Annotated in this window: 9 protein-coding genes; 5 read left to right on the top strand and 4 right to left on the bottom strand. The window is 59.7% G+C overall.

All coding sequences use genetic code 11. The features are described 5' to 3' along the window. Positions 1-73 precede the first annotated feature (73 nt). Both NH461_RS24945 and NH461_RS24940 read right to left on the bottom strand, forming a co-directional pair. A complete protein-coding gene (locus NH461_RS24945) occupies positions 74-733 on the bottom strand; it encodes a response regulator transcription factor (RefSeq protein ID WP_261603646.1) in 660 nt (219 codons plus the stop codon). A 1-nt stretch (position 734) separates the two neighbouring features. Beyond that, complete coding sequence (locus NH461_RS24940; protein WP_410000124.1) at positions 735-2669, bottom strand: PhnD/SsuA/transferrin family substrate-binding protein; 1935 nt, start codon at positions 2667-2669, stop codon at positions 735-737. Positions 2670-2948: 279 nt separating this feature from the next. On the opposite strand from NH461_RS24940, the gene dsrO reads away from it, so the two are divergent. The 5 genes from dsrO to NH461_RS24915 all read left to right on the top strand — a co-directional run bounded on the left by dsrO (position 2949) and on the right by NH461_RS24915 (position 9870). Beyond that, entirely contained in the window at positions 2949-3719 is a 771-nt protein-coding gene (dsrO, locus tag NH461_RS24935; RefSeq protein ID WP_261603645.1) for a sulfate reduction electron transfer complex DsrMKJOP subunit DsrO, read from the top strand. After that, positions 3716-4855: an NrfD/PsrC family molybdoenzyme membrane anchor subunit gene (gene nrfD, locus NH461_RS24930; RefSeq protein ID WP_261603644.1), complete on the top strand. Its 1140-nt coding sequence runs from the start codon at positions 3716-3718 to the stop codon at positions 4853-4855. Before dsrO ends, nrfD begins: the two co-directional genes overlap by 4 nt. A gap of 12 nt (positions 4856-4867) precedes the next feature. Further along, on the top strand, positions 4868-7960 hold the full coding sequence (locus NH461_RS24925) for a tetrathionate reductase subunit A (RefSeq protein WP_261603643.1): 3093 nt from the start codon (positions 4868-4870) through the stop codon (positions 7958-7960). 224 nt (positions 7961-8184) lie between these two features. Then, positions 8185-8796: a c-type cytochrome gene (locus NH461_RS24920; protein ID WP_261603642.1), complete on the top strand. Its 612-nt coding sequence runs from the start codon at positions 8185-8187 to the stop codon at positions 8794-8796. Between the two features lie 9 nt (positions 8797-8805). Further along, the gene (locus NH461_RS24915; RefSeq protein ID WP_261603641.1) at positions 8806-9870 is read left to right on the top strand and encodes a c-type cytochrome; all 1065 of its coding nucleotides are present in this window, start codon (positions 8806-8808) and stop codon (positions 9868-9870) included. Between the two features lie 83 nt (positions 9871-9953). On the opposite strand, the gene NH461_RS24910 is transcribed toward NH461_RS24915, so the two are convergent. After that, positions 9954-11639: an alkaline phosphatase D family protein gene (locus NH461_RS24910; protein ID WP_261603640.1), complete on the bottom strand. Its 1686-nt coding sequence runs from the start codon at positions 11637-11639 to the stop codon at positions 9954-9956. A gap of 104 nt (positions 11640-11743) precedes the next feature. Continuing rightward, positions 11744-12196: a redox-sensitive transcriptional activator SoxR gene (gene soxR / locus NH461_RS24905; protein ID WP_315903256.1), complete on the bottom strand. Its 453-nt coding sequence runs from the start codon at positions 12194-12196 to the stop codon at positions 11744-11746. Between the last annotated feature and the right edge of the window lie 51 nt (positions 12197-12247).

Genomic DNA, 12247 nt, shown 5'->3' with positions numbered 1-12247 from the left:
CAACAATTTAGCCTAGGCGATGTCAAAACCATCGAAAGTGCGTCGAGGGCTCGTCACCGATGCCGAGCTTGAGTCAAGCTTCAGCAACCCGGCCGTAAAAGTAGGCCAACTCGGCAACGGTTTTGGCGGCGAATTTTTTCATCAGGCTGGCCCGGTGTACTTCAACGGTCCGCACTGCAATACACAGGGTATCGGCCACCTGCTGATTGCGCTTTCCGGCAATGATCAACCTCAGGATCTCCTTCTCCCGTTGGGTCAGCGACTGAAACGCGGCCCGCGATTGCAGTTGGGCCATTGTGGCAGCGGAAGCCTGGAAGCCCTGTTCAATCGCGTCAGCTAAGGCTTGCGCTTTGACCGGTTTCTGAAAAAAGTGAACCGCCCCGGCTTGCAGGGCATCAACCGCCATCGGCACATCGCCATGACCGGTCAGGTAGATCACCGCCAGCGGGCTGTGATGTTCGGACAAATACTGGTGGACCTGCTGCCCACACATGATCGGCATCCGGCTGTCGAGGATCACGCAGCCCGGTTGCTGAAGATCAACCTGCGCCAGAAACAGCGGTCCATCGGCATAGGTGCGGACCGTAAAGCCATATCCTTCCAGCATAAACGCCAGCGAATCGCGAACCGATGCATCGTCATCCACCACATAAACCGACAACGCCTTCCGCTGCTGGCGTTGCAGCTGTGGCTGGTTATGAAAAGGCTCCTGACCGGAATAAACACGCTCCATCTCACACTCCTTCTGCTTGAGATTTTATGATCGGCAATACAAGGGTCGCGCAGCACCCGCGCGGCTCAGCGGCGGCCAGACTGAACTGACCGCCATGGGCTTCGGCCACATCCCGGCAGATCGCCAAACCCAGCCCCAACCCATCGGCTTTGGTGCTGACAAAGGCTTGGGTCAGCGGCGCATCATGCACGGTTAAGCCCACGCCGTTGTCTGCTACGGTAATGTGCAGGGCATCCGGCTGATACACGGTGGCAATGGTGATAGTGCCCTGCCAGTCCGGTGCCGCGCCCTGGTGCTGCCAGGCCAGACAGGCATCGGCAGCATTGGTGATCACGTTCACCAGCACCTGCTGGACGCCCACCGGATCGACCACAATCGAAGTCGGCACCCCATGACTGAGACGGTGCAGCCGCAACTGTTTCTGCTGCAAATCATGTTCGAGCAGCTCAAGTGTCTCGCTCAACAACTGCTCGATATTACACCGCTCAGTTTTCACCGCCCGCTTGTTGATCAGGTTCCGCAACCGCTGCACGATCGCATCTGCCCGCTCGACCTGGGTGTGGATTTTTTCAAACACCGGCAGCAGGTCCTGCGGCCAAGTGTCCTGAATGCCCTGAGTTCCCTGCGTCTGGTTCAATTTGCTCAGCCGGATTTGCCCCCCTTCGCTGTAATTGCGGATCGCAGCCAGCGGCTGGTTGATTTCATGGGCCAGGCTGCTGCCGAGCTCACCCACGATCGCCACTCGCTGGGCGTGCGCCAGTTGCGCACTTTTCTCTTTCAGCCGGTGGGACGTCGCTTCGAGGGCTTTCTGGCTGCGACTGAACCGATATTCCAGCCAGAAGTGGTACACATTTAAAATCACCACCAGAAAGAACGCACTCCAGGCCCAGTGCTGGTTCTGCTTGACCCAAATCATCGCCGCCTGCCACCAGGGCTTTTGCAGCGGATGCAGATCCAGCGCCTGATACAATTTGTCGACCACCAGCTGGGGGATCGGCGAAGTCCAGCCTGCGGCACCAGCTGCCATCGCTGCCGGATGATCGCCCGGCATCGCTAACAGCGCACGGGCGATCGCTTTTGCCATCGTCGTCCCGGCCCGCTCAGTGCGAGCAAACGACCAGTTCGGATAGAGTGGCGTCGACACCTGGCAACCATACCCGGGCGGCGACATCGCATTCAGCACCCGGTACTGACCGGCATCGATCAGCCCTTCCTGGTGCATGTTCTCCAGCAGGCATACCGGCACGATGGCAGCGTCCACGGCCCCATCCCGCAACTGATATACACCGGCATCCAGCGGAAATCCGACAAAGGAGACGTCTGAAAAATAATGATTGGGATTGAGCCCCTGTCCGGCGACTTCATAGCGCAGGGTTAAATAGCCGCCGAATGCCCTTTCCGCCACGGCGGCAATCGGCATCCCGCTCAATTGCGCCAGCCGGGTATATGGGGAATCCCGGCGCACCACCAGCGCCGAGCCAATGCCATGGGTCGGGCTGACCGGCGAACGGCTGGTCATGGTCGCCAGCCAGGACAGCGCATACTGACGCCCGAGCTGAACCGCCTGACCGGGATTGGTGATCACAAAATCAATCGTGCCCAGTTTGACCGCCTGCTCCATTGCCTCTAAATCAAACGGATGGATCACAAACCGGGTGTGCGGGATCTGCGATGACAACCAGGCCATCGTCGGCTGCCAACGCTGTCGGGCCGCCTGTGCGCCGCGGGTCGCCAGTACCCCGACCTCCACCGTCAGCGGTGCGCGCTGATCCAACTGAGTCGTTGCAGCTTCGGTCACGCCCGGTAAATTGCCCGGTAAATCACCGGCCGCCGCGCTGCGGCAGGCGGCCGACACCATCAACAGGCTCAGCCCCACTGCCATCCACGCCCACAAAGGTGGCCGCTTGTTTGTTTGCCCGGCGTTGCTCCGCCTCATCTCTTTTCCCTGGTTCTGACCACAATTCCCCGCTCCGATAACAGATTCAAACAACGCGCGCCAATGACTCGCGCCGATTCGCACTCATTCGCTAGCCGCGCCGCATCCACGGCCGTGTTCTCCGAAAATGCCGCCTCAGCATATCAGTTCTCCCCCGGCAACGGCATTTGTCCCAGATCAAACCCAAGCCGGATATGTGGAAAACCACAATATCAAGCACTTGGCGAATTGCTGACAATTTCCCCAGGCCCATTTCACTGGTCACAACAAAGGTTCGCTATGGATACCACCAAACGACGATTCCTCAACAGCATCGGTGCCATTACCGCCGGTGCCGCCTTAATTCCGGTCGCCGGGACGGTTGCCGCCGGTCCCATCATTCGCAACAACCAGCTGCCCGAGCGCAAAGGCCAGTCCGGCAAGCGCTACGCCATGGTGATCGACCTGCGCAAATGCGTCGGCTGCCAGGCCTGTACCGTCGGGTGCAGCATCGAAAACCAGGCCCCAATCGGCCAGTTCCGCACCACGGTCAAGCAGTACGAAGTCACCCTGGAGGACGGTTCGACCGCCACCCAGACCGTCAAGGCGTTCACCCTGCCGCGGCTGTGCAACCACTGCGACAATCCGCCCTGCGTCAAAGTCTGCCCGGTACAGGCAACATTCCAGCGGGAAGACGGCGTGGTGATGGTCGACAACCAACGCTGTGTGGCTTGCGCCTACTGCGTCCAGGCCTGTCCTTATGATGCCCGCTTTATCAACGAGGACACGTTAACGGCCGACAAATGCACCTTCTGCGCCCACCGGCTGGAAGCCGGGCTGCTCCCGGCCTGCGTTGAGACCTGTGTCGGCGGCGCCCGGATTATCGGCGATCTCAACAATCCAAACAGCGAGATCAGCCGCATCATGGCGGAAAACCAGGACGACCTGAAGGTGCTTAAGCCCGAAGCCGGCACCAACCCCCATGTGTTCTATATCGGCATGGATGAACGTTTTACTTCCCAAATCGACGGTCAACCGGCGATCTATGATCCCCAAGGAGCCCACGCATGATGATCACCGAAGTTCTTGTCCCGGCGCAGGATGTCGCCTGGCTTCCCTGGGTAGTGCAGTACTTTTTCTACATCGGTTCGGCCTATGCCGCCGCCCTGCTATTTGTACTCAGCCTGTTGTTTCGCCGCCAGACCAGCCACCGGTTACGGGCCGCGCTAGTGCTGGTGATGGCGATTGGCGCCATGGTCGGCCCGCTCGCCCTGACCGGCGATCTTCACCAGCCCGGGCGCGCCTGGCACTTCTACGCCCATTTCACCCCCTGGTCCTGGATGTCACTGGGATCGCTGTTTCTGCCGATCTTTACCGCACTGGCCGTGCTCACGGCCTGGCTCTACCTGCGTACCGATCTCGCAGCCCTCAGTCAGAGTGAGCGCCCACTGATCCGCAAACTCGCGTGGCTGACGCTGGGGTCGTGGCCAACCCCGAACCACACCCTGCTGGCTTCAGCCATCGTGACAGCGCTGTCCGGGCTGACGATCGCCCTGTATACCGGTGCCGAGATCGCCGTCGTCGCCAGCCGCCCCCTGTGGCACCAACCGGCATCGCCACTGCTCTGGTTCGTCACCGCGTTTTTGGCCGCCGTGGGTTTCACGGCGCTGATCTACAGCCTGTTGCCGTCTGATCGCACCCACTCGGCGCAACTGACGCCGTTTGACCACAGATTACTACGACAAACCACCACTTCCGCCGCGGTACTGGCGTTCCTGCTGATCCCGATCTGGGCTGCCAACAATCCCGGTTTTACCTTGTATGAGCGCTCGGACTGGATCATCAACCTGTCCGTGTTATCGCTGAGCATGCTGCTGGCCGCGGTATCCAGCTGGCTGGTCCTCGGGCGCGAGCGCCAGGTGAGCCGACTCAGTCTGAGCCTGCTCACGCTCACCACCCTGGCCGCTGCCTGGCTGACCCGCTGGATCAGCATGATCGAAGTCCAGACCCTCGCCCGCTTTGATGTCGGTCCCTACCCTTATCAGCTGCCGCTCGGCACCAACGGCCTGCTCGGCATTGCCGGAATGTTCGGCCTGTGGCTGGCGTTGGCATTGGTGGGTTCGGAACTGCTCCAGGGCAACGCCAAAACCGGGACCGCACCGCCTGAGCCGCACCATCGCATGAACCACCCGCACATCAGCCAGTAAGAGGACAACACCATGGATAAGACAAGACGACAGCTACTAAAATCCGGTCTGGCGGTGGGCGGCGTCGGCGCTTTTGCCGCAGGCTACAGCACCACCGCCAAACACATGGCCGACGGCGTCCTGGACGGCACCGCCGGGCAAGCCACCCGCCATCCGCACCACGGCAACTCGCTGGCGCCGGAAATGACCGTCACCGACAGCGGCCGGGTGATCCCCAACCCGGACCAGCGAGTGGCCCCATCCATGTGCTTCGGCTGCTGGACCCTGTGCGGGCTGCGGGTACGGATCGACAATCACAGCGACGACATCCTGCGCATTTCGGGCAACCCGTATCATCCGCTGTCCCATCACGAGCAAATTCCATTTGAGACCCCGGTCAAGCAAGCCTATCTGGGACTCGCCGGTGAGGCCGGTCTGGCCGGACGCTCGACCGCCTGTGCCCGGGGCAACGGGATGATGGAGATCCGCAACAGCCCGTACCGGATCACCCAGCCGCTCAAACGTGTCGGCAAACGGGGCGAAGGCAAGTGGATCCCGATCAGCTACGAGCAGCTCATCGAAGAAATCGTTGAAGGCGGCGATTTGTTCGGCGAGGGGCATGTCGACGGCCTGCGGGCGATCCGCGATCTCGACACCCCACTCGACCCGGCCAACCCGGAATACGGCCCGAAAGCCAACCAGTTGCTGGTCACCAATGCCGGGAACGAAGGGCGGGATGACATTCTCAAGCGCTTTGCCTTCAACAGCTTCGGCACCCGCAATTTCGGCCACCACGGCTCTTACTGCGGCTATGCGTTCCGCGCCGGTTCCGGTGCCCTGATGAGCGATCTGGACAAATTCGCCCACTTAAAACCGGACCTTGACCATGCCGAATACGTGCTGTTTATCGGCATGTCTCCCGCTCAGGCAGGCAACCCGTTCAAGCGTCAGGCGCGCCAGCTGGCCGAGGCCCGCAGCGAGCGCCAGTTCGACTACACCATTGTGACCCCGAGCCTGCCGGCCGGATCGTCCAGTCTGGCAGCGGGAGATAACAACCACTGGTTGCCGATCAACTCAGGCACCGACTCGGCACTGGTGCTGGGGATGATCCAGTGGATCCTCACCCACGAGCGCTACAATCGCCGCTTCCTCGCCCAGCCGGGCGTTCCGGCAATGAAGCAGGCCGGCACCGCCCACTGGTGTAATGCCACCCACCTGGTGATCAGCGATGACCACCATCCGCGCAACGGCAGTTTCCTGCGCGCGTCGGATGTCAATCTGAGCTATACCGGCCAGCCCTTATCGGACACCGACCCGTTTGTGATTGTCGACGCAACATCCGGCGCACTGGGCGTCCACACCCAAACCGGCGAAGCGGCACTGTTTGTCGATCGTGAAATCGCGCTCGGCAACGGCCCGGTGCGGGTAAAATCGTCCCTACAACGACTGAAAGAGGAAGCATTCAAGTACGATCTCGCCTTTTACAGCGCCCAGTGCGGCATTGCCGAAGAAACCATCGTCGATCTGGCCCGCCGCTTTACCAACCACGGCACCAAAGCGGTGGTTGATACCCATGGCGGCAACATGCACACCAACGGCTTTTATAATTCGTTTACCATTCTGATGCTCAATGCCCTAGTCGGGAATATCAACTGCAAAGGCGGCGCGATGGCCAAAGCCGGGGGCTACCCGACCGCAGCGGCCGGGCCGCGCTATGACTTCACCAAATTTCAGGGCAAGGTCAAACCCAAAGGGGTGTTCCTGTCGCGCAGCAAATTCCCGTATCACAAAACCAGCGAGTACAAACGCCGCATCGCGGCCGGGCAGTCACCCTACCCGACACGGGCCCCTTGGTATCCGATCTCGGCACCGCTGCTGACCGAGCATTTGTCCGCCGCGATTGACGGATATCCCTATCGCCTCAAAGCCTGGATCAACCACATGGCTAACCCGCTGTACGGGGTGCCGGGACTGAGCAATTTGCTGCGAGACAATCTGGCCGATCCCAAGCAGCTCGGCCTGATTGTTTCAGTCGATGCCTTTATCAATGAAACCACGGCGCTGTCGGATTATCTGGTGCCCGACACCGTGACCTATGAAAGCTGGGGGATGGCCGTGCCCTGGCACGGGGTGCCGACCAAAAGCGTCACCGCCCGCTGGCCGATCGTGAAACCGCTGACGGACAAAACCGCCGACGGCCGGGCCATCAACCTGGAGAACTTCTTTATTGATGTGGCGAAAAAGCTTGAGCTGGGCGGCTTCGGCGAGCGGGCAATTCAGGACAGCCACGGCAACTGGCACCCGATCCACAGCGCTGACGACTACTACCTGCGGGCGGCAGCCAACCTGGCGTATGTCAAAGGCGGGGTCCCGGCCGCGAGTGCAGAAGATATCGTCTGGTCCGGGCTCGACCGCCTGCTCCCGGCGATGCAACACGTGCTGACCCCGGAAGAAGTCCAGCGGGTCGCCTTTATCTTCGCCCGTGGTGGCCGGTTCGAGAATGCCGATCAGGCGTACCGCGACACGCAAATGCGCCATCAATGGACCCGGCCTCTGTCGATTTGGAACGAAAAGGTCGGCACCTCGCGCAACACCTTATCCGGCAAGCTGTACAGCGGCTGCCCGACCTGGTACCCGCAACAACTGGCGGACGGAACGCCTTTGGCGGAGCGCTATCCGGCGTCGGAATGGCCGTTCACCCTAACCAACTTTAAATCCAATATCCACAGTGCGGTTTCCAACCTCTCGCCGCGCCTGAATTCGATCAAAGGGGTCAACCCGGTCTATATCCATCCGGACGATGCCGCCCGACTGGGGATCCGCACCGGGGACACCTTTGAGATCGAAACTCCAAGTGCCAGTACCCGGGCGCTGGCGATGGTTATTCACGGCGTCAAACCCGGCACCTTAGGCATCGAGCATGGTTTCGGCCATCAGGAGCTGGGCGAGCGGGCCCACTGGATTGGCGATCAGCAACAACCGGTGAAGATGAAATCCAGTGACGGGATCAACATCAATGATATCGGCCTGATTGACCCGACCCGGGAAGGCAAAGGCGTCCTGCTCGACTGGGTGGTTGGGGCTGCTGCCCGCCTCGCCCTGCCGGCCCGGATCCGCAAAGTGTAAGCCGCAAACTGTGGCCGAAAATTATGAGCCGAAAAATGTAAGCCACAGAGTGTGAGTCGCAAAGAGTAAACCACCCATCGGCGTGATCTGGCTGTCCCTGCTGGCGTCCCGCAGGCAGGGGCAGCTCACAGTTTCCCCGTTGATGTGGAAACCCACAATAGCCGCGCCGACCGCCATCACGATAATCGGTGGCTCAATCTAAAACCACATAAAATGAGTGAGATATGTCGACACGAACCCTACATTTCACGCTGCTCGGTATCGCGCTGATGAGCAGCGGCGCCGTCGCCGCCCCACCGCCCGCTGCGGCAGTCTGCGTCAGTTGCCACGGCAACGACGGCCAGGGCGCGCCGAACATGGCCCCAATGATTGCCGGACTGCATCCGAATTATATTGCTGACCAGCTGGATCACTTTTCGTCCGGCAAGCGCCAGGATCCAATGATGAAAAGCATGGCCGATGGTTTGACCGATCCGGCAGCCCGAACACAAGTGATTGATTACTTCGCCACGCTTCCAAGCCAGTCGCTAACGCATCCGGAGAAACGTGGCGCGGAAGCCGCGATTTACAGCCAACCACGCAAGCTGGTTTATCAAGGGGACTGGGAGCGTAACATTCCGGCCTGTGCCACCTGTCACGGCGCCAGCGGCACCGGTGTCGCCCAATTTCCGCGTCTGGCCGGTCAGCATGCGGATTACCTGAAAAAGCAGCTCAGCGCCTGGAAGCAAGGTACCCGCAGCGGCGATCACGACGCCATGATGGCCAGCATCGCCCGTCAGCTGACCGATGATGAAATCAGCAACTTAGCCTTCTACTTCGCCTCATTACGCTACTAAGGAGCCAGGATGACTTACCGTATCACGCTGCTGGCTGCCCTGCTGGCCAGCGCCCCGCTTGCTGCCGACACCTTGCCAGATCGCCAAACTGAACTGCCGGCCGTCGCCAAAAAGGCCAATACCGATTACCTCAAACCACGTCCGCTGACGGCGATCCCCGACACCGAGTTCGGCCGTAAAGTCAAATACGGCTATTCGCTGTTTGTCGACTCGCAGCAAATGCGCGGCCGGTATGTCGGCAACGAGCAAAACTGCGTCAACTGCCACATGCAGGCCGGGATGAAAGCCAATGCCGCGCCGCTGTGGGCCGCCTATACTGCCTATCCGGCATACCGTAAGAAAAACGATAAGGTCAACACCTACGGCGATCGGATCCAGGGCTGCTTCGATTATTCGATGAACGGCGTTCCGCCGGACAATCGCTCGCCGGAGCTGGTCGCGCTCAGCGCCTACGCCTACTGGCTCACCATGAGTGGTTTGCTCGATAAATACGGCCTGCACGAGACGCCGGTTCCTGAACTGAGCGATGCTGAACTGATCATCGGCGGCAAGCGCGAAGACTTCATTCTGCCGGCTGAAATTGCAGCTGATTTTCCGGTCAGCGAGCGTGGTAATCTTGCCGGTCGCGGCTATCCGAAGCTGCCGAACCCCGCTCAGGCCCCCTCCATTGCACGCGGCCAGCTGGTGTACCAATCAACATGTGCCGTTTGCCATGCGAGCGATGGCCAGGGGATCAAAGGCGCGGACGGCACCCAGTATTTTCCGCCGCTGTGGGGCAAAGATGCGTTTAACTGGGGCGCCGGGATGCACCGGATCAATACCGCAGCCTTCTTCATCTATGAAAACATGCCATTGGGAAAAAGTGTTCAGCTGACCGAGCAACAGGCCTGGGATGTCGCCGCGTATATGAACAGTCATGAACGACCGCAGGACCCGCGCTACCGGGGCGATCTGGACGCCAACGACCAGCGCTATCACAAGCATCAGGGCTACTACGGCGATGCGATAGACGGTCACAAGCTCGGCAGCCGCGCTTATCCGACCGCAACGGTCGATCCGCAGCCCGGCACCTGAGCCGTGAAAGGAACTGAAGGGGATCTGTTCGTCCTGCGGAATGCAGGACGAACAGAGCAGACACTAGGGCAGACGTCAGGAGGTTAACTGCTCAGCGTCAGTCCGTCGGTCGTCGACACCGACTGGGTGGTGGTGGTGTAGGTTTTCTCTTTAACGGTCGAGAGCAAGTGCCAGGTGGCGGTGATTTGAGCCTGCGTCACATCCAGGCGCATAAAGCCACGCTGCTGCAGGTTGGTCCAGAACAGCTCGCCGACCAGGTTCGGCATGAATGTCTCCACCTGAGTGATCATCGCCGTTTCCAGCCCCAGATACTTTTCCATCCCCGGCGATGACACCGAGCTGGTCGCAAACTCTACCCCGACCGGATCGCCGCCGTGGGTTTTCAGTTCACTGCACCAGGCGTTATGAGTATCTCCCGCCAGCGAGATCAGCTTTTTACCGAGGCCGGAAGCCACCCCGTACAGCCATTCCCGCTCCTGATAGTAACCATCCCAGGCATCTAAGTTATACGGCAATGACAGCGGATCGCTGGACGGATCGTTCAGGTAAGCCGCAATTGCCTGCTGGACCGCCTGCATCGCTGCCGGACGTTGTGCGTCAGTGGCTTGGTATAACCCCAGCATGGCCTGCATCACGGTGCTCGGTAGCTCCATTTTCGCCATCAGGATCTGCTGCCCCATCAGGCTCCAGGTGGCTGAGTTGGCCGCCATTTTCCCTTGCAGCCAGTTTTTCTGATCCGCCCCCAACAGTTGGCGCGGCGTCGTCTTGGCCTCGGTCACCAGCGCGCCGATTGCTGCCGGGGTCGGATTGTCCAGAGCGAAATAATCCAGCGCCTGATCACGGGCCACCACCCGGGTGTCCAGCATATACAGATCCAGCAAATTGCCGAACGAGAAATCCCGATAGATCAATACACTGGAAGCCGGGTTTTCCCGCACCGGCATCCACTCGACCCAGGCAGCAGCCGCAGCGGCACGACGCTCCAGGAACACGCCTTCGTCCGCCTGATGATTTTCCGCCCCTTCGCGCCAGGTATCGTTGGCAATTTCATGGTCATCCCACACCGCGATCATCGGCAAAGCCGCATGCATCGCCAGCAAATCGGCATCCTGACGATACTGGGCATAACGAGCGCGGTAATCTTCCAGCGTCAGACATTCAGTTCCACCATTCGGCACCCGCTCCAACTGCTCGGCATCTTCGGTGGCATATTCACCCAGGCCGTATTCGTAGATGTAATCTCCCAGGTGCAGCACCGCATCCAACGGCGCTTGCTGGTGCTGGTTGAGAATTTCTCGATAGGCATGGAAGTAACCCGCCGGGTAGTTGGCGCAGGAAATCACAGCCAGAGACGCCCGGTCGAGCGCCCCCTCTGCCAGGGTTTTAGTGGTGCCAATTAGGCTGTCAACGCCGTTGCAGCGAAAGCGGTAGAAATATTGGGTTGCAGGGTTCAGCTGATCGACATCGACTTTGACGGTGAAATCCCGCGAAATGTCCGTATTTTCCTCACCACTGCGAACCAGCTGATGAAAATCGCGATCCGTGGCGACTTCCCAACTCACCGTCGCCTGACGCGCGGTGGTTGTCACCCGGCTCCAGATAATCACCGCCTGTTGCGTTGGATCGCCACTGGCCACCCCATGTTCAAATGCAACCGCAGCAGTGCTCTTACTCAGAGCAGTGGTATTTTCATTCTCACATCCCAGCAAGGTGGCAGCCACTGCTCCGGATGACAGGGTCCGCATGAAGTCTCGACGCGACAAAGACATAATCTTTCCTTTGTTATTATGAAGTTACCTGGTCTAACCAGTGCGACGAGACTCACATGATTTGATGACAATTGGGTGACAGTTATTTGATAGAATTTTGAATCTTACGATTTTTCCTGCGCATTGGCCGACGTTTGCCACAAGACGGCGCCATTTCCCTGCTGCGCCAGCGTATCTTGCGGGTTTCTCAGGTAACATTTTTTCATCGACAGGCACCCGCAACCGATACATTCCCCCAGCTCGTCACGCAAGCGCTGAAGCTGGCGGATCTTGTCATCCAGCCGGTGCTGCCATTGCCGTGCCAGATGCTCCCATTCTTCCTGGGTTGGGGCATGATCAAGCGGCAACGCCGCCAGCGCCAGCTTGATCTCTTCCAGGGACATCCCCAGTTGCTGCGCCGTTTTGATCACCGCGATCCGCCTCAGCACGCTGCGATCATAACGGCGTTGATTACCGGCATTGCGACGGCTCAGGATCAAGCCTTTCTCCTCGTAAAAATGCAGCGTCGAGACGCTGACCTCCCCCCGTTTAGCCACTTGTCCGACTGACAATTCCACCGTCTGCTCCCTCTCTTCATCCATTCCGATTTCGGTTGTCGTAGATATTAA

The organism is Photobacterium sp. TY1-4 (assembly GCF_025398175.1).
GTDB lineage: Bacteria > Pseudomonadota > Gammaproteobacteria > Enterobacterales > Vibrionaceae > Photobacterium.
The sequence above is the reverse complement of the archived record's forward strand: the minus strand, read 5'-3'. Positions and strand labels throughout refer to the sequence as shown.

Bases quoted from the DNA above. Each gene is read 5' to 3' on its own strand.
- NH461_RS24945 (WP_261603646.1), bottom strand. From the start codon at position 733: ATGGAGCGTGTTTATTCCGGTCAGGAGCCTTTTCATAACCAGCCACAG.
- NH461_RS24940 (WP_410000124.1), bottom strand. From the start codon at position 2,669: ATGAGGCGGAGCAACGCCGGGCAAACAAACAAGCGGCCACCTTTGTGG.
- dsrO (WP_261603645.1), top strand. From the start codon at position 2,949: ATGGATACCACCAAACGACGATTCCTCAACAGCATCGGTGCCATTACC.
- nrfD (WP_261603644.1), top strand. From the start codon at position 3,716: ATGATGATCACCGAAGTTCTTGTCCCGGCGCAGGATGTCGCCTGGCTT.
- NH461_RS24925 (WP_261603643.1), top strand. From the start codon at position 4,868: ATGGATAAGACAAGACGACAGCTACTAAAATCCGGTCTGGCGGTGGGC.
- NH461_RS24920 (WP_261603642.1), top strand. From the start codon at position 8,185: ATGTCGACACGAACCCTACATTTCACGCTGCTCGGTATCGCGCTGATG.
- NH461_RS24915 (WP_261603641.1), top strand. From the start codon at position 8,806: ATGACTTACCGTATCACGCTGCTGGCTGCCCTGCTGGCCAGCGCCCCG.
- NH461_RS24910 (WP_261603640.1), bottom strand. From the start codon at position 11,639: ATGTCTTTGTCGCGTCGAGACTTCATGCGGACCCTGTCATCCGGAGCA.